General features: G+C 60.2%; 22 protein-coding genes. 11 read left to right on the top strand and 11 right to left on the bottom strand.

Features of this window, described 5'->3' with window-relative positions:
* Positions 1-493: 493 nt before the first annotated feature.
* Positions 494-931, bottom strand: a complete 438-nt coding sequence (locus tag BMY73_RS04910) for a hypothetical protein (protein WP_092405417.1) — start codon at positions 929-931, stop codon at positions 494-496.
* A gap of 110 nt (positions 932-1,041) precedes the next feature.
* Here BMY73_RS04910 and BMY73_RS04905 point away from each other — a divergent pair, with 110 nt between their 5' ends.
* Positions 1,042-1,485 (top strand): universal stress protein, encoded by a 444-nt coding sequence (locus tag BMY73_RS04905; protein WP_062382283.1) that lies wholly within the window; start codon positions 1,042-1,044, stop codon positions 1,483-1,485.
* A gap of 70 nt (positions 1,486-1,555) precedes the next feature.
* Here the strand turns inward: BMY73_RS04905 and BMY73_RS04900 are convergent, their stop codons facing one another.
* The gene (locus BMY73_RS04900) at positions 1,556-3,475 is read right to left on the bottom strand and encodes an ATP-binding cassette domain-containing protein (protein ID WP_092405415.1); all 1,920 of its coding nucleotides are present in this window, start codon (positions 3,473-3,475) and stop codon (positions 1,556-1,558) included.
* Between the two features lie 213 nt (positions 3,476-3,688).
* On the opposite strand from BMY73_RS04900, the gene BMY73_RS04895 reads away from it, so the two are divergent.
* Complete coding sequence (locus tag BMY73_RS04895) at positions 3,689-5,617, top strand: transglycosylase SLT domain-containing protein (RefSeq protein WP_092405413.1); 1,929 nt, start codon at positions 3,689-3,691, stop codon at positions 5,615-5,617.
* Positions 5,618-5,722: 105 nt separating this feature from the next.
* Here the strand turns inward: BMY73_RS04895 and BMY73_RS04890 are convergent, their stop codons facing one another.
* The gene (locus tag BMY73_RS04890) at positions 5,723-6,532 is read right to left on the bottom strand and encodes an MOSC domain-containing protein (protein WP_062382280.1); all 810 of its coding nucleotides are present in this window, start codon (positions 6,530-6,532) and stop codon (positions 5,723-5,725) included.
* Positions 6,533-6,655: 123 nt separating this feature from the next.
* Positions 6,656-7,582, bottom strand: a complete 927-nt coding sequence (locus BMY73_RS04885) for a chemotaxis protein CheV (protein ID WP_062382279.1) — start codon at positions 7,580-7,582, stop codon at positions 6,656-6,658.
* 531 nt (positions 7,583-8,113) lie between these two features.
* Between BMY73_RS04885 and BMY73_RS04880 the strand changes: the two genes are divergently transcribed.
* The 3 genes from BMY73_RS04880 (at position 8,114) to BMY73_RS04870 (ending at position 10,640) form a co-directional block, all read left to right on the top strand.
* Positions 8,114-8,620: a hypothetical protein gene (locus tag BMY73_RS04880; RefSeq protein WP_175500132.1), complete on the top strand. Its 507-nt coding sequence runs from the start codon at positions 8,114-8,116 to the stop codon at positions 8,618-8,620.
* Positions 8,621-9,093: 473 nt separating this feature from the next.
* Positions 9,094-9,984 carry a sensor histidine kinase gene (locus BMY73_RS04875; RefSeq protein ID WP_092405411.1) on the top strand — a complete coding sequence of 297 codons (891 nt, stop codon included), beginning with the start codon at positions 9,094-9,096 and terminating at the stop codon, positions 9,982-9,984.
* Positions 9,981-10,640: a response regulator gene (locus BMY73_RS04870; RefSeq protein ID WP_092405409.1), complete on the top strand. Its 660-nt coding sequence runs from the start codon at positions 9,981-9,983 to the stop codon at positions 10,638-10,640. Before BMY73_RS04875 ends, BMY73_RS04870 begins: the two co-directional genes overlap by 4 nt.
* A 43-nt stretch (positions 10,641-10,683) precedes the next feature.
* On the opposite strand, the gene yegS is transcribed toward BMY73_RS04870, so the two are convergent.
* Complete coding sequence (yegS, locus tag BMY73_RS04865) at positions 10,684-11,592, bottom strand: lipid kinase YegS (RefSeq protein WP_092405407.1); 909 nt, start codon at positions 11,590-11,592, stop codon at positions 10,684-10,686.
* 425 nt (positions 11,593-12,017) lie between these two features.
* On the opposite strand from yegS, the gene BMY73_RS28410 reads away from it, so the two are divergent.
* From BMY73_RS28410 to BMY73_RS04850, 4 genes are all read left to right on the top strand, one after another.
* Positions 12,018-12,188, top strand: coding sequence for a hypothetical protein (locus BMY73_RS28410; protein ID WP_218190145.1), 171 nt, complete (start codon positions 12,018-12,020; stop codon positions 12,186-12,188).
* Entirely contained in the window at positions 12,188-13,642 is a 1,455-nt protein-coding gene (locus BMY73_RS04860) for a mannose-1-phosphate guanylyltransferase/mannose-6-phosphate isomerase (protein ID WP_092405405.1), read from the top strand. Before BMY73_RS28410 ends, BMY73_RS04860 begins: the two co-directional genes overlap by 1 nt.
* 169 nt (positions 13,643-13,811) lie before the next feature.
* On the top strand, positions 13,812-15,137 hold the full coding sequence (locus BMY73_RS04855) for a cellulase family glycosylhydrolase (RefSeq protein ID WP_139214103.1): 1,326 nt from the start codon (positions 13,812-13,814) through the stop codon (positions 15,135-15,137).
* A 2-nt stretch (positions 15,138-15,139) separates the two neighbouring features.
* Positions 15,140-16,354 carry a glycosyltransferase family 4 protein gene (locus BMY73_RS04850; protein ID WP_062382272.1) on the top strand — a complete coding sequence of 405 codons (1,215 nt, stop codon included), beginning with the start codon at positions 15,140-15,142 and terminating at the stop codon, positions 16,352-16,354.
* A 109-nt stretch (positions 16,355-16,463) separates the two neighbouring features.
* Here BMY73_RS04850 and BMY73_RS04845 read toward each other — a convergent pair whose 3' ends face one another.
* The 4 genes from BMY73_RS04845 to moaB form a co-directional block, all read right to left on the bottom strand.
* A complete protein-coding gene (locus BMY73_RS04845) occupies positions 16,464-16,841 on the bottom strand; it encodes a VOC family protein (RefSeq protein ID WP_062382271.1) in 378 nt (125 codons plus the stop codon).
* Positions 16,842-16,866: 25 nt separating this feature from the next.
* Positions 16,867-18,057: a CaiB/BaiF CoA transferase family protein gene (locus BMY73_RS04840; protein WP_092405403.1), complete on the bottom strand. Its 1,191-nt coding sequence runs from the start codon at positions 18,055-18,057 to the stop codon at positions 16,867-16,869.
* Between the two features lie 112 nt (positions 18,058-18,169).
* Positions 18,170-19,384: a molybdopterin molybdotransferase MoeA gene (glp, locus tag BMY73_RS04835; RefSeq protein ID WP_092405401.1), complete on the bottom strand. Its 1,215-nt coding sequence runs from the start codon at positions 19,382-19,384 to the stop codon at positions 18,170-18,172.
* Positions 19,385-19,390: 6 nt separating this feature from the next.
* Positions 19,391-19,930: a molybdenum cofactor biosynthesis protein B gene (gene moaB, locus BMY73_RS04830; RefSeq protein ID WP_062382268.1), complete on the bottom strand. Its 540-nt coding sequence runs from the start codon at positions 19,928-19,930 to the stop codon at positions 19,391-19,393.
* A 78-nt stretch (positions 19,931-20,008) separates the two neighbouring features.
* On the opposite strand from moaB, the gene mobA reads away from it, so the two are divergent.
* The gene (gene mobA / locus BMY73_RS04825) at positions 20,009-20,602 is read left to right on the top strand and encodes a molybdenum cofactor guanylyltransferase MobA (RefSeq protein WP_092405399.1); all 594 of its coding nucleotides are present in this window, start codon (positions 20,009-20,011) and stop codon (positions 20,600-20,602) included.
* Positions 20,603-20,690: 88 nt separating this feature from the next.
* Positions 20,691-20,915, top strand: a complete 225-nt coding sequence (locus BMY73_RS04820) for a YgdI/YgdR family lipoprotein (protein WP_062382266.1) — start codon at positions 20,691-20,693, stop codon at positions 20,913-20,915.
* Positions 20,916-21,160: 245 nt separating this feature from the next.
* Here BMY73_RS04820 and BMY73_RS04810 read toward each other — a convergent pair whose 3' ends face one another.
* A complete protein-coding gene (locus BMY73_RS04810) occupies positions 21,161-22,453 on the bottom strand; it encodes an NAD(P)/FAD-dependent oxidoreductase (protein ID WP_092405397.1) in 1,293 nt (430 codons plus the stop codon).
* Between the two features lie 10 nt (positions 22,454-22,463).
* Positions 22,464-23,558, bottom strand: coding sequence for a polyamine ABC transporter substrate-binding protein (locus BMY73_RS04805; protein ID WP_092405395.1), 1,095 nt, complete (start codon positions 23,556-23,558; stop codon positions 22,464-22,466).
* Between the last annotated feature and the right edge of the window lie 33 nt (positions 23,559-23,591).

Raw genomic sequence — 23,591 nt, 5'->3', positions numbered from 1 at the left:
CCAAACGCCAGCACCCCGTCGACGCGATTCAGGCGTCTGTAAGAGCATTCCTACGGCAAACGCTCAATTCATACGCCCGTTTGATTTGGGTGCGCCTACCTTCTGCCATATTCCAGCAATTGTCAATTCACGCGACAGCGGACAAAACCGGCAAAACACAGGCAAAAGACACCTCTGATCAACCGACATTCAGCGCAATGATCGTGTTGAGCGATCAGCAGGGGTAATAAACATGAGAAGCGACGACTGGCGTGCTTTTATTGAAAAATAATCGGATCCACAGCAGACAAATGCACCATTAAGGTCTACATTCAGCGCACTGCGCATCAAGACGGGTCGTTTTTCGGAAGCGGCGTGTCACGAATCTGGACGTCGATTGCGGCATTGCACCGCAAAGCGCCACGAATTATCGGCCTGCCTGGCCAACCCCCAGCCCGATGTTGTTATCGGGCTTTTTAATGCCTGCGATTTGACCAAATGGCCCGGTTTGAGGTCATGCCAGCGCCTTCAGCACAGCGGTAATACTGTGCAACACTTCCGTTTCGCCCCGCTCCCCCCAATACAGTGCAATCAGCTGCTTGCCCGCCTCGACTTTGTAGGCATCGGGCGGTAGCGTCAGCAAATGCGGCAGCACGCGTGCATCTTCACAGGGCTCACGCCACTGATTCACCCAGTTTCCGGGCGTGGTCTGCCAGTAACTCCACGTATCCGGTTCGCGCGCACGTCGAGGCCGATGGTATTGCGCGCATGGGCTCGGCGGCTCGACGGGCAGCCAGTGCGGCCAGTCTTGAGGGATCAATTGCATCGCCAGCCCCATGCGCCGTGCCTCAATGCGCATGGCCATCCGGCCGCTCTGGGAGCGGGACGGCCGCAGCCATACCAATGGACTCAAAACCACCGCAACGATTGACAGCACTATCCACACCGTCATATGTGTATGCCCCTGCTGCGGGGAGCAGCGGACAACACGTAAAGGCTTGCCATGAGGCGCGTGAAAAAAGCCATAATCAAAACCATCGCAAACCTCAGAAGGAACATCCCATGTCCTATAAACATATTCTGGTAGCCGTGGACCTCACTGAAGAGTGCGACCCTGTTATCAAGAAGGCGATCGGCCTGGCCATCGGCAGCGAAGCAAAGTTGTCGCTGGTGCACATCGTGGAGCCGATGGCCATGGCCTTTGGTGGCGATGTACCGATGGACCTTTCGCAACTGCAGCAACAGCAGTTTGACCAGGCGAAGGAAAAGCTTGCAGCCCTGAAACTGAAATACCCCGACGTACACACCGGCGACAGCCACCTGACCTATGGCCAGCCTCGTCAGGAAATCCACAACCTGGCCAAGGAGCACAACGTCGACTTGATCGTGGTGGGCAGCCACGGCCGTCACGGCCTTTCGCTGTTGCTCGGCTCTACCGCCAACGACGTGCTGCACGGCGCACCTTGCGACGTACTGGCGGTGCGCCTGGTCAAACGCGCCGAGTAACGGGCGGCTTCAACCAAAAGCCCGAACCCTTGAAGGGGCTCGGGCTTTTTTGTTGCCAGGTGTCAGCGGGTTACTCGTCCAGCTCAGCCCAGCGCTCAACCAGCGCTTCCAGTTCGCTGTTCATCTGTTCAAGGGACGCAAGCACCTTGGTCGTCTCCGCGGCAGGACGCTGATAGAAAGCGGGGTCAGCGATTTGCGCCTCAACCGCCGCGATCTGCTGCTCCTTGGCATCGATCTCGCCTGGAAGAGCCTCAAGCTCGCGCTGCAGCTTGTAGCTCAGTTTTTTCTTCGTGACGGGCGCAGCCTCCTGCACGGGGGCCGGAGCGGCCACCGGTTCGACAATCGCCGAATTCAGGTCGGCCTTGCCGGACTTGCTCTCGGTCACGCCCAGCAGACGCGGGGAGCCGCCCTGACGCAGCCAGTCCTGATAACCCCCGACGAACTCCCGCACCTTGCCCTCGCCTTCGAATACAAGGGTGCTGGTGACGACGTTGTCGAGGAATGCCCGGTCGTGACTGACCATCAGCACGGTGCCCTTGAAGGTCAACAGCACCTCTTCGAGCAGCTCCAGCGTTTCAACGTCCAGGTCGTTGGTCGGCTCGTCGAGGACCAGCAGGTTGGCCGGCTTGCTGAACAGCTTGGCCAGCAGCAAACGCGCACGCTCACCACCCGAGAGCGCCTTGACCGGCGTACGCGCGCGTTGCGGGCTGAACAGGAAATCGCCGAGATAGCTCAGCACGTGGCGGCTCTGACCGTCGATGTCGATGAAATCGCGACCTTCCGCGACGTTGTCGATCACGGTCTTTTCCAGATCGAGCTGATGACGCAACTGATCGAAATAGGCGACGTCCAGGCGTGTCCCGACTTCCACCGTGCCGCTGGTGGGCTGGAGGCTGTCCAGCATCAACTTGAGCAACGTGGTCTTGCCGGTACCGTTGGCGCCCAGCAGACCAATGCGGTCTTCGCGCTGCAGCACCATCGAGAAATCCTTGATCAGCATCGGACCGCCCGGGTGCGCGAAACTGACGTTTTCCAGGACCATGACCTGTTTGCCCGACTTGTCGGCAGTGTCCAGCTGGATATTGGCCTTGCCCGTGCGCTCACGGCGCTCGCTGCGCTCTACACGCAACGCCTTGAGGGCACGGACACGGCCTTCGTTACGGGTACGACGGGCCTTGATGCCCTGGCGAATCCACACTTCTTCCTGGGCCAGACGCTTGTCGAACAGCGCGTTCGCCGTTTCTTCCGCTGCGAGCATCGCCTCCTTGTGGACCAGGAAGCTGGCGTAATCGCCGTTCCAGTCGATCAGACCGCCACGATCCAGCTCGAGAATGCGGGTCGCGAGGTTCTGCAGGAAAGACCGGTCGTGCGTGATGAACAACACGGCGCCCTGGAATTCCTTGAGCGCTTCTTCCAGCCAGGCAATGGCGCCGATGTCCAGATGGTTGGTCGGTTCGTCGAGCAGGAGCAAATCAGGTTCGGACACCAGTGCCTGCGCGAGCAGGACGCGACGACGCCAGCCACCGGACAGTTCAGCAAGGGTTTTGTCGGCAGGCAGTTGCAGGCGGCTGAGGGTACTGTCGACCAGTTGCTGCAGGCGCCAGCCGTCACGGGCTTCGAGGTCCGACTGCACGTGCATCAGCTTGTCGAGGTCTTCGGCAGTAACGATGTTCTGGCTGAGATGATGGTACTCAGCGAGCAAGGCCCCCACCCCGTCAAGGCCTTCGGCCACAACGTCGAACACGGTGCGGCCGTCGGCCACCGGCAATTCCTGGGGTAACTCGCCGATTTTCAGACCAGGTGCGCGCCATACGCTGCCGTCATCGGGCAATTGAACGCCCTTGACCAGCTTCAGCATGCTGGATTTACCGGTGCCATTACGACCGATGATGCAGACCCGCTCTCCACGGGCGATCTGCCAGGACACCTTGTCCAACAAGGGCATGGCGCCGAACGCAAGGGACACATCGGTGAATTTGAGCAGGGTCATGAGCTTCTCCAAAAACCGGGCGCGCATTCTACCTGAGATAGCGCATGGATTGGGCGGGATTCGACGGTGGGTTGAGAATCCCAAGCCAGCCACCTGCTTGAACTGCAAGTATTTGTTTCCATGCCCCCCTCGCCCACACCTTCGCGCTTCAACCCGCGCTGGCAAAAGGCTAAGCTAGCGGCACTTTTCACGGTTCATCTGCACGGAAGTCTCATGCGCAGTCGTTTGTTCAGCCTTTTGTCCTGCCTGCTTCTGTCGGCCACCGCCGCCCAGTCTGTCCAAGCGGTCGATATCACCACCCAACGTCAATATTACGATCAAGCCAAACGCGCGCTGGCCAAAGGCGATGCCGGCCCGTATCGCATGTACGGCGCAGCGCTGGCGGACTACCCTCTCGAACCCTACCTGGCGTACGACGAGCTGACGGCTCGCCTCAACACCGCAAGCAACGACGAAGTCGAAAAATTTCTCGCCGATCATGGCGACCTTCCGCAGGCCAACTTCATGAAGTTGCGGTGGTTGCGTCTGCTGGCCTCACGAGGCGACTGGCAACCGTTCGTCAAGTATTACGATCCCAAACTCAACTTCGTCGAGCTCGACTGCCTTTACGGGTCCTACCAGCTCAGCCACAACTTGCGTTCGGAAGGCTACGCCAACGCCGAAAAGATCTGGATGACGGGCAAGACCCTGCCAGCGGCGTGTGACACACTCTTCACGCAATGGGCGGTCGAAGGCCAACTGACCGAGCAGAAGCGCTGGCAACGCGCGAAGCTCGCGGCACAAGCGCGCAATTACGCGCTGGCCAACCAGTTGGTGAACAGCATGACCACGCTGGCACCCCAAGGCCGCTTGCTGATCGCGGTGGCCCAGAAGCCGGAGATGGTCAACAATCAAAGCCAGTTCATGCCTGCGGACGAAGCCATGTCCGACGTGGTCGGCCTGGGCCTGAGACGCCTGGCCAAGCAGGATCCGCAACGCGCGATGGAGCTTCTGGACAGCTACGCTCCGAAGCTGCATTTCTCGCATGAAGAGCAAGTGCAGATCGCCAAGGAAATCGGCCTGACGCTGGCGCGCAGTTACGATGGTCGCGCCCTGGAGGTGATGACCAAATACGACCCTGACCTGCGTGACAACACCGTTACGGAATGGCGTCTGCGCCTGTTGCTGCGTCTGGGTCGCTGGAACGACGCGTACGAACTGACCCGGCGACTGCCTCAGGATCTGGCCACGACGAACCGCTGGCGCTACTGGCAGGCGCGCGCGCTGGAGTTGTCGCAACCCAACAACCCGCAGTTACCCGCGCTTTACCGAGCCGTCTCCAAGGAGCGTGATTTCTACGGCTTCCTTGCCGCCGATCGCACTCACACCCCGTACATGTTGAACAACAAGCCGCTCATGCTGAGCCAGGCCACGATGAACAAAGTCCGCAACACGCCGGGCGTGCGTCGGGCCATGGAGTTCTATGAACGTGGAGAGGTGGTGAATGGCCGTCGCGAGTGGTACCACGTGACCCGGCGCTTCACCCGGGACGAGATGGTCGCTCAGGCCAAACTGGCATATGACATGCACTGGTACTTCCCGGCCATCCGAACCATCAGCCAGGCGCAATACTGGGACGACCTCGACATCCGGTTTCCCATGGCGCATCGGGACACCCTGGTGCGTGAAGCGCAGCTCCGCGGCCTGCACTCCAGTTGGGTATTCGCCATTACGCGCCAGGAAAGTGCGTTCATGGACGACGCGCGGTCAGGCGTCGGTGCCAGCGGTCTGATGCAGCTGATGCCGGCGACTGCCAAGGAGACAGCACGCAAGTTCAGCATCCCCCTGGCCTCCCCGGCTCAGGTGCTGGATCCGGACAAGAACATTCAACTGGGTGCGGCTTATCTGAGTCAGGTGCATGCGCAGTTCAACGGCAACCGGGTGCTTGCTTCGGCGGCGTACAACGCAGGTCCTGGGCGTGTCCGGCAGTGGCTAAAAGGCGCGAATCATTTGTCGTTCGACGTGTGGGTCGAGAGCATTCCGTTCGACGAGACTCGCCAGTACGTGCAGAACGTGCTGTCGTATGCGGTGATCTACGGCCAGAAGCTGAATGCGCCGCAGCCGCTGGTGGATTGGCATGAGCGGTTTTTTGATGATTTTTGAGCCGTGAAGGCTTGAGCAGAAGGGCCGATCATGCCAGCGTGATCGGCCCTTTTTTATAGGCTGGCTGGGGCTGGTTTCGTATCTACCCAGAGACGGCTCAAATACTCACTCCAGCACTTCAACCTCCATCCCCACTTCCACAACGCCCGGCCCGTCATTCACCATGTTCTGCCCAAACCACACCTGCCCCTCTTTCTCACGATAGGTCTTCAAGGTGCTCAGCGGTTCACGGTCTTCACTGCGTTCGCCCGTGGCCGGGTCAATCGTTGTCAGAATGCAACGCGAACATCCCTTGAGCAGCCGAAATTCCACCTCACCGATGCGAATACGCTTCCAGCCATCTTCCGCAAACGCCTCAGCCCCCTCCACCACCAGATTCGGACGAAACCGGAGCATCTCCTGAGGCCGACCGATTTTTGCCGACAGATCGTCCAGCGACGCCTGACCGATCAACAACAGGGGAAAGCCGTCAGCGAACCCGACCTTGTCCTCGACGGTGCCATAGCCGGACGGCAGCCAGCGCGCGCGCTCCTGCGGGATATGCACCATCCGGGCAGGCTTGCCGATGAACTCACTGACCCAACGCGCTGCTTCGTCGCCGGCATCGGGCACGCGCAAGGTGTCACGCCAGACGGTCACGCCGCGCAGATTGGCCTCCACATCCTCCGGCAACGCAACGTCCAGCGCCGCGATACCCGGCGCCGACAGCGTCACGCCACCGTGAGCATTCCACAGGACGGATAGCTGGGACATCTGCGGTAAGGCGCGCTGGGTAAAAAACCGACCGTTGCTCTCCTCGACCAGCATCCAGCGTCGATCACCCGTCAATCCCAATGCGTCGAAGCTGGCCTGCTGCAGCGGCTCGGCCTTGCAGGATTTCAGGGGATACCGATACAGCGCACTGATATGCAACATGAACGCGTCCTTGAAGTAATGAGCGCAAAGCCATCACTGTATACGAGGGAATGCCTCAAGGATCGATACAGATACAAAAAAGCCCCTTCATACAGCAAGGGGCTTGAAACGCGTCCAGGCGGATCAGAGGTCGAGCATCAGACGCTCGCGCACCACGTCCACGAGTTTGTCCGGCTGGAACTTGGAGAGGAAATTGTCGCAACCGACCTTCTTCACCATGGATTCGTTGAAGCTGCCGGACAATGACGTATGCAGAACCACGTACAGACCGCGCAGACGCGGATCCTGGCGGATTTCGGTGGTCAGCCGGTAGCCATCCATTTCAGGCATTTCCGCATCAGTGAACACCATGAGCAACTTGTCAGTCACGACCTCACCCGCATCCGCCCAGCCTTTGAGCATATTCAAGGCCTTGAGTCCGTCGCTGGCCACATGCATTTTTATGCCGAGTTGAGACAAGGTGTCGCGCAACTGCGAAAGCGCTACGTTCGAATCATCGACCAGCAGCACTTCACGACCGCGCGCACGCTCCAGGACAGGGTCGTCCAGCTTGTCGCGGGACACCTTCGCACTGTAAGGAACGATTTCCGCCAGCACCTTTTCGACGTCGATGATTTCGACCAGTTGGTCGTCGACCTTGCTGATAGCGGTCAGGTAATGCTGGCGGCCTGCACTGCTGGGCGGAGGCAGGATGGCTTCCCAGTTCATATTGACGATGCGGTCGACGCCGCCCACCAGGAACGCCTGGACCGAGCGGTTGTACTCGGTAACGATGATCGTGCTCGATGAGCCCGGGATCAGCGGACGCATGCCGATGGCCTGAGACAGATCAATCACAGGAAGGGTCTGACCACGCAGATTCACCACGCCACAGACGAACGGGTGGCGTTGCGGCATCAGTGTCAATTTGGGCAGTTGCAGCACTTCCTGCACCTTGAACACGTTAATGGCGAACAATTGTCGACCTGCCAGGCGGAACATGAGAATTTCCAGGCGGTTCTCACCCACCAGCTGTGTTCGTTGATCTACTGTGTCGAGAATGCCAGCCATTGGTTGCTCCTGGAGCAGGTTCTAGTAAGTCCGCCTTCCCTTTATCGGCAGAGCCGGTGCAGACCTTAATCGAGAAAAATGCCCGACGGCATAATTGATATCACATTAACATCATGCTTTACTGGTCTGCATCTGACGCGCTCAAAATACCCAGACCGTCAAAGACTCTCGCCTGACCTGCAGACGCCCTCAATGCGGCCCCCTAGGGGTATTCCCTAACGACAATCAGGGCAAACCTGATATTCGCGGTTTCTAATAGCCATTATTGTGACGCCATTCTCATTGAATGAATGGAGTCAGGTACGTGGTCGCGTTCGTGGAATCCCCCGATCCCCTCGTCAAAACAGTGATAACGGACGGGATGGTCTGGACTGCGGCATGGGGTATCGCACACGAATGCACCTCGCTGACTGCACTCAAATCACAACAATCAGAAACGCCCTACAGACTTTCAATTGCCTTCAACATTAACTTTGGGCCACTCGCCCCCTGCGACCTTGATTCGCTGTCCATGAAGAGTGGAGATTTCACATGCTGAACGGCAATGAGTGGCATCAACTGCACAGTGATTTTCTCAGCGACGCCCAGCAACTGATGGGCCGCGCAGACGAATGCCTGAGTCACCTGGAACTGATCGGTGACGACAAGGATGCGATCGAGTGCCTGCTGGGCACGCTGCAACAGATCGCGGGCAAATCAGACGCCGCACAGGTCCAGCCGATCGCCAGCTTTGCCAGGCAACTGCGCTACTTGCTGTACTTCGCCGGTGCTGCTGGACGTCTGCAACCCAAAGCACTGGTTTCCTTGCGCCAATGCCTGTCGTTGCTGTCATGGCAGGTTGAACTGGTCGATCCACTCACCGGCCAGTTACCGCTGGACGACAGCGAGCAGCGGCACCTGCTGGAGCAGTTCGGCTGCTGTTGCGGCATCGGCCAGGTTGAAAGCGCCGGCGTCGCTGTCGAGTGGCCCGCCCCTCTGACCGTGGCTCGTTCGGAAACCGCCTTTGGCGAACGCGCTGAACGCTCGAACGCACTGTGAGTCTCTCCACCCCTGCGCCCTGCCACTCATGTTTGCCAGGGCGGCGACATACCTGCGAGCGTCCTGTGTCGCCTCGTCATTGACTCAATCAAGCGCGGCAAGCCTGCGTCTTTACGCAGCATTGAAACGTGGCGAGCGACACGTCGAAGTTCTGTATTACGGGTCGCCGCTTATATTCCGCCGAGCATTTATCTGCACTATCGTTCCAATCATGAATCCTGACTGACAGGACAACCCTTTCGCGTGCGTTATTCGCACCCGACGCTTAATAAGACCGGCATTTAAGGTAAGATCGGCGGCCGCAAATGAACGCGGGAAGTTTGCGAATACCTTATTCCTGTTTAAAGTCGACTCCTGTTTTTTGAACGCACGTATAAAAGGTGAGCAGACGCGCGCTGCACTGTTGACCACGTTAAGTGACCTGACAAGTACCGTCAGGTATCCGCAACAATTATCCGATGGCTTCATCCGCTATGCATGGCAGCAACAAGATCTTTACGTTATGGCCTATGAGCTCGAACACCCTGCTTCGGCGAGTCGCGATAGTCTGTCTCGCGATAACCGCGTGCAATGTCGCCGCTTTTTTCCTGGACGACGGCCTTTCGTCGGCGCTGGCGCTCGTTAACACCTTCGCCTTGCTGGGCATTTGTTACGGCGTGAGTCGCCCCAGCAAGACCATTCAGTTCCAGCCTCAGGAACTGGCCGATCACATGCTGCAGGTCCAGGAAACGGAGCGCCATCGCCTCAGCCGCGAACTGCATGACGATATCGGCCAGATGCTGACCGCCGCCAAGCTGCAGAGTGACTGGTTGCAACGCCGGGCGCCCGAGGAACTGCATCCCCACTGCATGATGCTCAACAACATCCTCGACGAAACGCTGGCCAAGGTGCGAGACGTGTCGGCCATCCTGAATCCTCGACAGTTGGCAAGCCTGGGACTCGAAGCGAGTCTGCGCGCGCACCTCGTGCGCACGTTGGCGGACACGCCGGTGCTCTGGAGCCTGGAATGCCACCAGCGTCTGTCGGGTATTCCCGAGGAGATGGCCGTCGCGGCATTTCGCATCACCCAGGAAGCGGTCACCAATATGCTGCGCCACGCCCAAGCGAAAAACCTGGTGGTGCGCATCCAGCGCCGTCCCGAAGGCCTGGCGCTGAGCATTTCAGACGACGGGCTCGGATTTTCGCCCGCCGCCAATCCGGGTCAACAAGGACAGCGCGGCATGGCGGGGATGGTCGAGCGGGCCACCCTGCTCGGCGGGCACCTGACGGTGGAAAGCGAGCCCGGCCGAGGCACTCACATTCAAGCCCTGTTTCCCTGGGCGCCCCGCGCCCGGGAGCGCGCCGATATAAGCAAGCACTCATGACCTGCACATTACTTCTGGTAGACGACCACGCACTGATTCGCGCGGGTGTTCGCGCATTGGTTTCCGACATCCCTGGCTATCAGGTCATCGGCGAAGCGTCCGATGGCGAGCACCTGCTGGAGATCACACTGGAACTGAAGCCGGACATTATCCTGCTCGACATTTCAATGAAAGACAGCAACGGACTGGACGCGCTGGAGCGGCTGCACAAAGCGCTGCCTCACAGCAAGGTGTTGATCTTGTCGATGCACACGGAGCCGCAGATGATCATGCGAGCACTGGAAGGTGGCGCCCATGGCTACTTGCTCAAGGACGCCACCGGCATCGAGATCGAGCAAGCCCTGGAGGCGTTGCGTAACGATGAACGCTACCTCAGCCCCGCCATCGCACACACGGTGATCAACCAGGCATTGGTCAGCACCCAGTCGAACAGGGCGGAGCCAGTCGAAAACCACAACCTCACGGCACGCCAGCTGGAAATCCTTCGCCTGATCGTTCGCGGCAAATCAACCCGGGAAATCGCGGCCGGCCTGAACCTCAGCGTCAAGACCGTCGAGACCCACCGATCGCAGATCATGAAACGGTTGCAGATCTACGACGTGGCGGGCCTGGTGCTGTTCTGCGTGAGGGAGCAGATCATCAGTCTGGACGATTGACGTCGGCTGCGCGCGCAAACGTTTCAACAACGTGCAGCAGGAGTTACGTAATCCGGTTCGACTGCCCCAACAAGGGTGAATGCGCGGGCAGGTGAATGCGCAGCGCCCCGGGACGCGCTTCGAAGCGCAGGTTTTCGCCGCGCAGAGGTTCACCGTCCAGGTTGATGTCCAGGCCTTCGGCTGACTTCAACTCGACCCACGGCAAGCGCGCGCGCACGAACAGGTTGTCGATCCCCAACCCACCCTCCAGCAAGCGCTTGAGCGTACCGACCACTTCCTGCGGTGCCGGCAGAATGCTGATGTCGAGCAGACCGTCGTCCGCCAGCGCGTTCGGGCATAGCGGATGCCCGCCCCCTGCCTGCCGTCCATTGCCAATTCCCAGCGCGAGCAGGTCGCCGCGCCAATGGAAATCCGGACCGCTCAATTCGCCGTAAGCCGATTTCAACTCACTGAAACGCGTCAGCCCTGTAAACAGATACGCCGCGCCGCCCAGCACCTTTTTCAGGTCTTCAGAAGTATTGGCGGTGACCTGACTGCCAAACCCGCCCGTGGCCATATTGAGGAACAACTGGCCGTCGACAGCGCCCATGTCGACAACGCGCGCCGGTACATCCAGCAGATCGAGGGCGCGTTCGATTTCCAGCGGGACGCCGGCAGAACGGGCGAAATCATTGGCAGTGCCCAACGGCAGGATCGTCAGGCTCGCGTCGCTGTCGGCCAACGCCAGCGCCTCGGCGATATCGCGCAACGTCCCGTCGCCGCCCCCCGCAATGATCTGCGTGTGCCCTGCCGACAATCCCTCTGCGACCAGACGTTGTGCATCGCCTCCTTCCCAGGTCAATCGAACGTCCAGTTCCCAGCCATGCTTGCGTTTGCGGTTAACGGCATCGCGAACCTCGTCGTTGAGCGCCTGCTTGCCATGAAGAATCAATAGTGCCCTGCGCTCCGTCATACCTTTCCCTCGTGCTGTGCGATTCATTGCGTGAAGTGTTGACCGCAGACCCGGGAAAAAAAGCCCGCTGGCCGATTTTTTTTTGCATCACGGCACCTGGATCCGCCGGTGACCATGGGAATCCCAACCACCACTTCCCCAGACTTCTCACTCGGGTGATGCCCTGACAGGTGGTCGCTGCCGCAGGCATGACAGTGGCTGTTTCATGGGCTTTACTCTCGAGGGCACTCGTTTGAGGGTCTTTTCGCCCCGCATTTGGGAGCGGCAGTTGACCGTTTGAGAAGAAACAGGTTTTTTCGCGATCTCGGGATTGAAAAGCCGACCCAGAGGGTGCTTAATCGACAAATTATTGGCTTATTCTGAAATAGATTCATAAAAAGCCATTAAATTGACTTTCACCCAAAGACCAGAGGAACAGGTCAGTCATGGATTCATGGATCGAAGAGGTGAGGACGATTATGCAACCGGTCGACAGCCCTTTGCTTATGCACGTCGAACTCGATCCTGAGTCCATCGAAAACCCGTCCGCCTGGTTCGATCTTGACATCCTTCTGCGCACTGTTCCCGCAGTGCTCTTCTCCCGCGAGGCTTACTGATGGGCACCCTTATTCCCTGCATCATCGCCGGCGGAGCCGGCACGCGACTGTGGCCTGTCTCACGTGAGGCGATGCCAAAACCATTCATGCGACTCCCTGACGGCGAAAGCCTGCTGCAAAAGACCTTCAACCGGGCGAGCAGTCTGGAGGGCGTCGAAAGCCTGTTGACGGTGACCAACCGGGAGGTCTATTTCCGGACCGTCGATGACTATCGATTGCTGAACAAGCGCAAGATCCATCTCGACTTCCTGCTGGAGCCGTCCGGGCGCAATACCGCGCCCGCCATTGCTGCTGCCGCGCTTCATGTTCAGGCGCTGCACGGAGACGACGCGCAGTTGCTGATCCTTCCGGCCGATCAATTGATCCTCGACGTTGAAGCGTTCGCCACCGCGGTCAACGATGCACGCAAGCTCGCCGATGAAGGCTGGCTGGTGACCTTCGGCCTGATTCCGACACGCGCGGAAACCGGCTTTGGTTACATCGAAAAAGGTCAAGCCTTGAACGACAAGGCGTATCAGGTTGCACGCTTCGTCGAGAAACCCGACACGAACACCGCCAAGGAATACCTGCTCGGTGGCCTGCACCTGTGGAACGCCGGGATGTTCTGCATGCGCGCCGATGTGCTGTTGCGCGAACTGGAAACCCATGCACCGGAAGTCCTGGCGGCTGTGCGTCACTGCCTTTCACTGTGCAACAGCAAAGCAGGCAGCAATGAACGTCAGATGGAGCTGGACGCCACCACCTTCGCCCTGGTGCCTGATATCTCGATCGACTATGCGCTGATGGAGCGCTCCGCAAAAGTGGCGGTCGTGCCCTGCGAGCTTGGCTGGAGCGACATCGGTTCCTGGTCAGCCATTCGTGAACTGGCTCCGGCGGACGCTAACGGCAACCAATGCAACGGTCAGGTCGTGCTGCACGACGTCACCAACTGCTACATCGACTCAAAGCAGCGGCTGGTCGGTGCTGTCGGTCTGGATAACCTGATCATCATCGACACCCCGGACGCGCTGCTGATCGCCGACGCCGAGCGCACCCAGGAAGTCAAAGTCATTGCTCAGGAACTCAAGCGTCAAGGCCACCCCGCCTACCTGCTGCACAACACCGTAACCCGACCGTGGGGCACCTACACGGTCCTGGAGGAAGGCAAACGCTTCAAGATCAAACGCATCGTGGTCAAGCCGCAAGCGTCGTTGTCGCTGCAGATGCACCACCATCGCAGCGAACACTGGATTGTCGTCAGCGGCATGGCCCGGGTGACCAATGGCGAGCGCGAGTTCATGCTCGACACCAACGAATCGACGTTCATCAAGCCCGGCCATACCCACCGCCTGGTGAATCCCGGCGTGATCGATCTGGTGATGATCGAGGTTCAGAGTGGCGAGTACCTGGGTGAAGACGACATCGTGCGTTTTACCGATGTTTACGGCCGCGTGCCGGAGGCGCCGAAGGCCTGATCAGCCTTTGAACCGGCCGCGCGCGTCGCGGCTGATGCCGCTCAAGCGCAGCGAGGTGCCCGTGAGTGCCCCAGCGTCATCTCCGCAACGCTGAGCCTGGGGCACCACAGGCATTGGACTTGGCAGTATCGCCGACATGATTTGTTTTACCCGCCAGGGAGCCGTACTCATGGATGACAGAAGTTCTGGACCAATGAAACTGATGATGGCATTGGTCAGCGCCTGCGCATTGACGTTGAACAGTCCGGCCGTAGATGCCGAAACGGTGTTGCGCGCACAACGACCGGTGACCTGGAAGGACTTTCTGGGCGTTAACGTGCAATTCCACCAGTTCACCCCGGACATCTACGAGAAGCAGATGACGCAGCTCGATGGGTTGGGGCTGAAGTGGATTCGCTGGACGTTGCGCTGGCCGGTTCTGGAGCCGGTGCCCGGAGAGTACGACCTGGCAGCCCTGGATGCGGCGATGGCGGCAGCCGCTCCACACGGTTACAACACGGTGGCCTACCTGGTGGGTTCGGCGACCTTTGACAGCAGCGCACCGCAGGGCGCCAGCAATGCGGACCAGTACCCACCCCGTGACAACAGCATTTTTGCCGAGCGCATGACGGCCCTCGCTCAGCATTACCCGCAGGTCAGCCACTGGCAGGTCTGGAACGAGCCCAACATCGTCTGGTTGCCGCAGGCGGATCCCGTCGCCTATTACAACCTGCTGACAGAGACCGCCAGCGCCATTCGCACCGCACTGCCCGGCAAACCGATCATCACCGCCGGCGTTGCCTACTACGGGCAAATACGCGGGTCTACCGGTTACATGCTGCAGTCCATGGTCGACCAGGGGCTGGCTGGGCAGAACATCACGGCCGCCTATCACCCGTATTCCGAGTACCCGGAAGGCGATTCGATCGGCGACCGGGATTTCCTGATGCGTGGCAATGCGTTGAACAAGACCCTGCACGACGCCGGTGTCAAAGACGTCTGGGCTACCGAATGGGGCTGGTCGAGCTACAGCGGCCCGGTCGAGATGCAGCACATCATCGGACTCGACGGCCAGGCGGACTACACGCTGCGGCGGTTGGCAATGATGAGCACGATGGACTACCAGCGCATCTTCGTATTCAACCTCAGCGACCTCGATCAACGCGCCAGCACCCGCGACCGAAGTTACGGGCTGGTCGACCTCAATGGCAAACCGAAACCTGTGTACACCGCGTTGAAGCACTTCTTCGACGTCACCGGCCCGACGTTGATGCCTGCCGATCCTCCGCCTGCCATTGCGCTACCCGAAGACCTGTATGCCATTGCCTGGAATCGCCCGGACGGCTCACATCTGTTGATGGCCTGGAGCGCCAGCAGCGCGCACCTGAACTTCCCTGGTATCAAGACTGCGACACTCTACGACCCGCTGACCGGCGACCATCGCGAGCTGGCCAGCGCGAAGGGCGTCGATGTACCGCTCAGCCCCACGTTGCAAGTGCTCGTCTGGACGCCCTGACCATGCGCATTCTCTGGACATTGCCCTATCTGCCCTGGCCGACCACCAGCGGCGGCAAGACCCGGCAGTTTCATCTTCTGCGCAACCTTGCCGCGCGCGGTCATCGCATCACGTTACTGGTGCAGTCCAAGACCGAACTCGATGACACGACCCGCGCCGCGCTCGAACCGTGGCTGGAGCGTCTGATCGTCATTCCCCGGAGACCGTTAAGCAGCGTTCGCACGCTGCTCGCCGTGGCGTTCGCCAGACCGCCGATGCGGGCCAGCGCGCACGGTTTTTCGGCGCAATTGCAACAGCAGTTCAATGCCTTGCTGCAAGAGCCATGGGACGTGATACAGATTGAACACAGCTACAGTTTTCAGCCGTTCGAGGAGCCGCTGCGGCGCGCTGGAAAACATTTCATCATGACCGAACACCATGTCGAGTCCGGCCTTGGCGCCGCCAGCTATCACCATTTCCCGGAGTGGGCTCGCCCGTTCACCCGCTTTGACCAATGGCGTTACCGGCAATGGGAAGCGCGCGTGTTCCGCCAGCCCCGCGAACTGATTGCGGTCACCGAAGAAGACGCCAAGGGCCTGGCCCGGTTGACCGCCAGGGCCACGGCAGTGGTTGTCAACGGCGTCGACTGCGATTACTACGCCAGGGTCAGTCCGGACCGCTACAGCCGGCGCCTGCTGTTCATTGGCAACTACGAATACAGGCCGAATCTGGACGCCATGGAATGGGCGCTTGGACACATCATGCCCAAGGTGTGGAACCTCGACCCGATGGTGCGCCTGTCCATCGGAGGCCATGCGCTGCCTGAAGAGTGGAAGGAGCGCTGGGCCGATCCGCGCATCGACTGGCTGGGGTTCGTGCCGGACCTGCGCACGGTTCAGAAAGAAGCCGCTGTTTTCTTCGTCCCGCAGCGTGAGGGTGGCGGCTCAAAACTCAAGGTGCTCGAAGCCATGGCCGCCGGCCTTGCGGTGGTCACCACCGAGCAAGGCTGTTCGGGGCTGAACGTGATCAACGGCACGCATTACCTGGGGTGCGAGGACGCACACGGTCTGGCGCTGCTGCTCGTTGAGGTCATCGAACAGCCGGCCCGTCTTGCGAAAATAGGCGAAGCCGGTCGTGCTTACGCGCGCCAGCACCATGACTGGTCAGTGTCCGCCGCGCAACTGGAAGGCATCTATTCTCGGGTTCACCGGCAGGAGAACGCTGACGCATGCGTGTAGGGGCAGGACATCGAACCTTCCGATTGGCCCCAAGCCAGCGGATCCGTGACTTTTCCGGATACCCCATCAAAGGCGACACACCAGGGACTTCAGCCCTGCCAGCGTCCTCTTAAACCTGTTCTGAAATCTCAATCAGATTGAGGTCCGGGTCCCTTACGTAGACCGACCGGATCGGCCCTGTGGCACCGGTGCGCAGGATCGGCCCTTCGAGGATCGGCCACTGCGCCTCATTCAGCCGGACAATCACCTGCTCCAGCGGGATCGACGCAATGAAACACAGGTCTAGCGCGCCTGGCACCGGCACGTGCGCCTTCGGCTCGAACTCGTGTCCGCGCAGGTGCAGGTTGATTTTCTGGTTGCCGTACCTGAACGCCATGCGACCTTCGCCAAACGTTTCAAGTTGCATGCCCATTACACGGGTGTAGAAGTCCACGGTAGCCTCGGCGTCGACCGCCGTCAGCACCAGATGGTCGAGATGATCGATCATGGTGTTGCCTCCAGACAGGTAAGCTTCAAATCAATCCACGAGCGCGCCATTGAGCCCGTTGTCCGGCGTCGATGCCGAGTTGTTCCAGCACCTCGTCGGTGTGCTGCCCCAGCGACGGCGCAGAACGACTGACACCGCCCGGTGTGCTGCCCAGTTTGGGGACAATGCCCGGCAACGTGACCGGCGTGCCGTCATCCAGCTGACCGGGCAGCAGCATGTCCCGCGCCTTGTAGTGCGGGTCACCGGCGATGTCGGCAGCGTCATAGATCTTGCCCGCCGGAATTCGCTCGGCGGTCAGTTTTGCCAGCACCTCGTCGAGGTCAAGGCTCGCTGCCCAGGCGGAAATCGCCGCATCGATCAGCTCGACCTGTTGCACCCGACCGTCGTTGTGGGCGAGCGCCGGATCGGCAGCCAGATCCGGCCGTTCGATCAAAGCCATCAGACGCTGATAAATGCTGTCGCCGTTGCCCGCAATCAGCGCATAGCGCCCGTCGCGGCAACGGTAGGCATTGGACGGTGCGATGCCGGGCAGGCTGCTGCCGGCCGGTTGGCGCACGGCGCCGAACACCGAAAACTCCGGGATCAGGCTTTCCATCATGTTGAAGACCGACTCGTACAGCGCCACGTCGATCTCCTGGCCCTCGCCGCCGTTCTGGTCACGATGACGCAGCGCAAGAAGCACACCGATAACGCCATGCAACGCCGACAGCGAATCGCCGATGGAGACCCCCACCCGCACCGGCGTACGGCCAGGTTCGCCTGACAGATGACGCAAACCGCCCATGGCCTCACCAACCACGCCAAAACCCGGCCGGTCACGGTACGGGCCGGTCTGGCCGTAGCCCGACACCCGCAGCATCACCAGCCTGGGATTGAGCGCATGCAGCACTTCCCAGCCCAGCCCCCAGCTTTCCAGTGTGCCGGGGCGGAAGTTTTCCACCAGTACATCGGCTTCAGCGATCAGCTTGCGCGCGACGTCTTGAGCTTCCGGTTCCCGCAGATCAAGGGTCACCGAGCGCTTGTTGCGTGAGGACACCGCCCACCACACCGACGTCCCATCGTGCAGCAGGCGCCATTTGCGCAGCGGATCACCGGTGCCTGGCGGTTCAATCTTGATCACGTCGGCGCCGAACTCACCCAGCATCTTGGCGGCGAAGGGTCCGGCGATCAGTTGCCCAAGCTCGATGACCCGGATCCCTTGCAAAGGCTTTTGCATGTCGTGCCCTTTGTTGTTCTGAAGTTGCCGTTTTGAAGTTGCCGTTTTGAAATCGAGTCGACGCTTGGGCTACCTGCGCCCGCTGTACCCCAGAATCGGACCCGGACGCTTGTCAGCCCAGGACCTCGCTCAACGGAATGAAGTTGAGCAAGTCGCCTTCCGCCACCGTGGTGCCTTCTATCACTTCAATCAAGCCATCGGCCCACGCTGCACTGCGCAGCACACCCGAGCTTTGGTTGCGGTAAGCGATCAGACGCCCCTGCTCCACGCGTCCGCGCAGGTATTCGCGACGGCTGCCGGCCTTTTTCCAGACAAACCCGGCGGGCACCTTGAACTGCAGCGGCTTGACGTTCTGTACGCCAAGCCGACGAAGCAGATAAGGCCTGGCCAGTAGCGCAAACGTCACCAGCGTGGAGGCTGGGTTACCGGGCAAACCGATGACCGGCACGCCACGAAAATGACCGAAGGTGAGCGGTTTTCCCGGTTTGATCGCCAGTTTCCACAGCGAAATCTCTCCTTCTTCGCGCAACGCATGGCCGAGGAAGTCCGCCTCGCCCACCGACACACCGCCCGTCGAGAGGATCAGGTCCACGTCATTCAGCGCGCCCAGCGCGACGCGGGTCTTCTCAAGGTTGTCGGGCAAAATACCGGCGTCCACGACCTCACAGCCCAGACGCTTGAGCCAACTGCACAGCAACACGCGGTTGCTGTTGTAGATCTGCCCCGGCCCCAGCGGCTGGCCCGGCTCGATCAACTCATCGCCCGTCGACAGCACAGCGACACGGGCGCGACGGACGACGTCGAGTTGACCCAGGCCCAACGTGGCCGCCAGTCCCAGCTCAATGGAAGTCATTACCGTGCCCGCGTCGAGCACCTTGTCGCCGACGGTCGTTTCCTGGCCTTTGGGACGGATGTTCTGCAGGGCGCTCAACGGCTCGAGAAAACGCACGCGCCCATCGGCCTCAACCTCTGCGTTCTCTTGCATCTCCACGCAGTCGGCGCCGTCGGGCACCGGAGCGCCGGTAAAAATCCGCGCGCAGGTGCCGGGCTGCAAGGGTTGCGGCGCGTGGCCGGCAAAAATCCGCTGGCTGACCGGCAATGGTTCGCCGGTCCAGTCGGCCATGCGCAGCGCGTAGCCATCCATGGCGCTGTTGGGCCACGGCGGCAGGTCCAGGGTGGAGATCAGGTCACCGGCCAATACCCGGCCCTGTGCATCGGCCAATGCCACCGTTTCACGCTCGGTGATCGATGAGGCCTCGGCCAGACTCATCAAGCGTTCCATGGCCTCCTCCACCGGAATCAGGCCACGCATTTCAGGCTTGCTCATTGGTTCTCACCCACGGGTTGCACAGGGTTCGGCTTTTTTCAGATGCGGCACGAAGTTGCACGGGCGAAAACTGTTGTTCAACTGATCGGCCAGGATGCCGTCCCAGCCGGTGCGCACTGCATTGGTCGAGCCTGGCAGGCAGCAGACCAGCGTGCCGTTGGCCAGGCCCGCCAGCGCCCGGGACTGAATGGTGGAACTGCCGATGTCCGGCACCGATATTTGCCGGAACAGTTCGCCAAAGCCGTCGACTTGTTTGTCCAGCAGACATGCCACGGCTTCAGGCGTGCTGTCGCGACCGGTGAAACCGGTACCGCCGGTGATCAACACGACCTGTACCGAATCATCCGCGATCCAGGTCGCGACCTGAGCGCGGATCTTGTACAGGTCGTCCTTCAACAGCACACGTTCGATCAGCCCGTGACCGGCTGCAGTCAGGCGATCGACGAACATCTGTCCGGAGGTGTCATTTTCGAAAGTACGGGTATCGCTGACCGTCAAAACGGCAATGTTCAACGGCACAAAAGGGGTGTCAGCCTTGGCTTTCATCGGCGAGGTCCAGTTGTAGGGGAAACGGTCCGGTGTTATATCACAGCACTTCTTTTTTCTCCGCTGACCGAGTTTGCCATGACTGCTTCCGATGCCCTGCCGCCTTGCTCGATATTGATATTGGCCGGGGGCCGGGGGCAACGCATGGGCGGGCGCGACAAAGGCCTGATCGAATGGCACGGCGAGCCGCTGATCCAGCACCTGCACCGCCTGACCCGCCCCTTGACCGACGACCTGATCGTTTCCTGCAACCGCAACCGCGAACAGTACGGGCACTTTGCCGATCAGTTGGTGCAGGACGACGAAAGCGATTTTCCGGGCCCGTACGCGGGGATTCGAGCGGGCCTGAGGGTGGCGCGGCATCCGTTCCTGCTGGTCATGCCGTGCGACGCTCCATTGCTGGATGTCGAATTGCTGGAGGGGCTGCGGCGCATGGCGCTGGCGCATCCCGGCAAACCGGTGATGGTGCGTCAGGGTGAACAGTGGGAGCCTTTGCTGTGCTGCATTCCCACGGTTCACGCGCCGGTATTCGAGGAACATTGGCAGCACGGACAACGCAGCCCCAGACGGACACTGATCGATCTGGGAGCCGAGGCGCTGCAATGTTCGACCCACGATACTCGACTGGCGAATCTGAACACCCCGGATGCGTTGATCGATGTCAGGCAATGAGCAGGCAGGGAAGGTTTCATGGAACTTTGCTGACACCCCCTGCGTCAGAAACTTCACTACATAAAGAATTACCCTCGGAGACACAGTAATGAAACAACGGACCCTTCCCGCAGCCTTCCTGCTCGCACTCGGCCTGGCCTCCCTTGCCGGTTGCTCTTCGCCCACTGTGATCACCCTGAATGACGGCCGTGAGATCCAGGCGACGGATTCGCCGAAATATGACGAAGAATCCGGTTTCTATGAGTTCAAACAGCTGGACGGCAAAGAAACCCGTATCAACAAGGATCAGGTTCGTACCGTAAAAGAACTGTGATGGTTGTTTGATCAGAGAGACCCGCCTTGATTGGCGGGTTTTTTTCTCCTGCGCCCTCTGGGCAGAAGCAGTGATATTGCAGTTACCGTTGGCCTTCCTGGCTTTCGATGATCGTTCCCACGCTCCGCGTGGAAACGCAGTCACTGACGCTTTGCGTCAACGGGGACGCGGAGCGTCCGGGCAGGCATTTCCACGCAGAGCGTGGGAACGATCAAATGTAGGCAGCAGCGCCTACCCTACACCCCTCAAATCAACTCCTTGAACCGATACCACATCATGCCCAACGCCAGCAGCGGCGAACGCAGCCGCGCTCCGCCTGGAAAGGTGCGATGTGGAACCCTGGCGAACAGCTCAACCGCCCGACTGTCCCGCTCGGCAATGGCCTGAGCCAGAATCCGCGCCGCAAAATGCGTGACGTTCAAACCGTGTCCCGAATAACCCTGCGCGTAAAACACGTTGGGCGCCTTCGGTAAATAGCCGATCTGCGGAAACCGGTTGGCACTGATGCCGATCATCCCGCCCCACTGAAAGTCGATCCCCACACCCTTCAACTGCGGGAATACCCGCTCCATCTTCGGCCGCATGTAGTCACCGATGTTCGCCGGATCACGCCCCGAATAATGGCAGGCACCACCGAACAGCAACCGGTTGTCCGCAGACAACCGGTAGTAATCCAGCGCCACCCGCTGATCACACAGCGCCATGTTCTGCGGGATCAACGCCCTCGCCCGCTCCTCGCCCAACGGCTCGGTGGCGATGATGTAACTGCCGGCCGGCAAGAGTTTGCCCGTCAATTCCGGCTCCAGCTTTTCAAGAAACGCATCGCACGCCAGCACCACCTGAGTGGCCGAAACCTGGCCATGATCGGTCAACACCTGCACCTTCGAACCGTGCACGATCCGGCGCACCGGGCTCGCCTCGTACAGGATCGCCCCCTTGGCTTCCGCCAGCCGCGCCTCGGCCAGGATCAGCTTGAGGGGGTGCAGATGCCCCGAACCCATGTCGACCAACCCACCCACGTAAGCGGACGAATTCACCACGTCATGCAGCGCGTCTTTCTCCACCAGCCGCAGCGGATGCGGATAGCCCTGGGCAGTCAGCGCGGCCAGTTCTTCCTGCAAACCCTTCCAGTGCGCTCGGGTGTTGGCCAGGTCGCAATAGCCCCAACGCAGGTCGCACGCCAGCTCGTTGTCGTTCACCCGACGACGCACGATGTCGACCGATTCGGAACCTGCCTGCTGCAAATACCGCACGCCCTCCTGGCCTACCCAGCGTTCGACGCCGCTGACGTCATGCCCCAGGCCGCGAATCAACTGCCCCCCGTTACGGCCGCTGGCGCCCCAGCCGATGCGCTGCGCCTCCAGCAACACCACCGACATTCCGCGTTCAGCCAGTTCGAGCGCGGTATTCACCCCCGTGTATCCGCCACCGATGATGCAGACGTCGGCGCTGATGGCGGTGTCCAGCGAGGCGCGCACAGATTCGGGCGCGATCGACGCGGCGTAGTACGAGCCCGTGTGAGGCAGTGCAGCAGGCATAAAACGTTCCTTAGCGGTTGGATTTGATGTCGGTCCACTTGCGCGTCATCAGGCGCAGGGTCGCAGGCTTCAATTCCGAGGAGATGTAGAACCGGCTCATCACATCAGGCGTCGGGTAAATCGACGGGTTCCCGGTGATGTCCTTGCCCATCAGCGCATTGGACGCCGGGTTCGGGTTGGCGTACCCGACTGTCTCGCTGACCTTGGCGATAACGGCGGGATCGAGCAGGTAGTTGATGAACGCCAGGGCTTGTTTCGGGTGCTCGGCGTCTTTGGGGATCGCCAGCATGTCGAACCAGACGTTGGCCCCTTCCTTGGGAATGGAGTAGGCGATCTTCACGCCGTTCTTCGCTTCTTCAGCACGGGATTTGGCCTGCAGGACGTCGCCCGAGTACCCGAAGGCCACGCAGATGTCACCGTTGGCCAGGTCCGATACCCACTTGGACGAATGGAAATAGGTGATGTACGGGCGGACCGCTTTGAGTTTTGCGGTCGCTGCGTCGTAGTCTTTGGCGTTTTCACTGCGGGGTGACAGGCCCATGTAATTGAGCACCGCCGGGAAGACTTCATCCGGCGAGTCCATGTAGGACACGCCACACTTCTGCAGCTTTTTCATGTTTTCCGGCTCGAACAGCACAGCCCAGGAGTCAATGGTGTCGACCCCGAGCACTTCCTTGACCTTGTCCACGTTGTAGCCGATGCCGTTGGTGCCCCACAGGTAGGGCACGGCGTACTGGTTGCCCGGATCGTTGGCCTCCAGCTGTTTCATCAGTTTCGGGTCGAGGTTCTTCCAGTTAGGCAGTTGCGCCTTGTCCAGTTTCTGGAACGCCCCGGCCTTGATCTGCCGACCGAGGAAATGGTTCGACGGCACGACCACGTCGTAGCCCGAATGGCCGGTCAGCATTTTGCCTTCCAGCGTCTCGTTGGAGTCGAACACGTCGTAGGTCGGCTGAATGCCGGTGGCTTTCTGAAAGTCCTCCAGCGTCGTCGGGCCGATGTAATCGGACCAGTTGTAAATCTTTACGGTGTTGCTTTCGGCGTGAGCCTGAGTGACTGCGCCCGCCAGCATCGCTGGCAGAAACAGCGTGGTAACGATCATCTTCATGGTGCCCCCAACGTCAGTGGAAAAGTCGGCTGC

It is taken from the genome of Pseudomonas sp. NFACC02 (assembly GCF_900110765.1).
Lineage (GTDB): Bacteria > Pseudomonadota > Gammaproteobacteria > Pseudomonadales > Pseudomonadaceae > Aquipseudomonas.
Note: the sequence above shows the minus strand (reverse complement) of the source record. Positions and strands in the feature narration are given on the sequence as shown.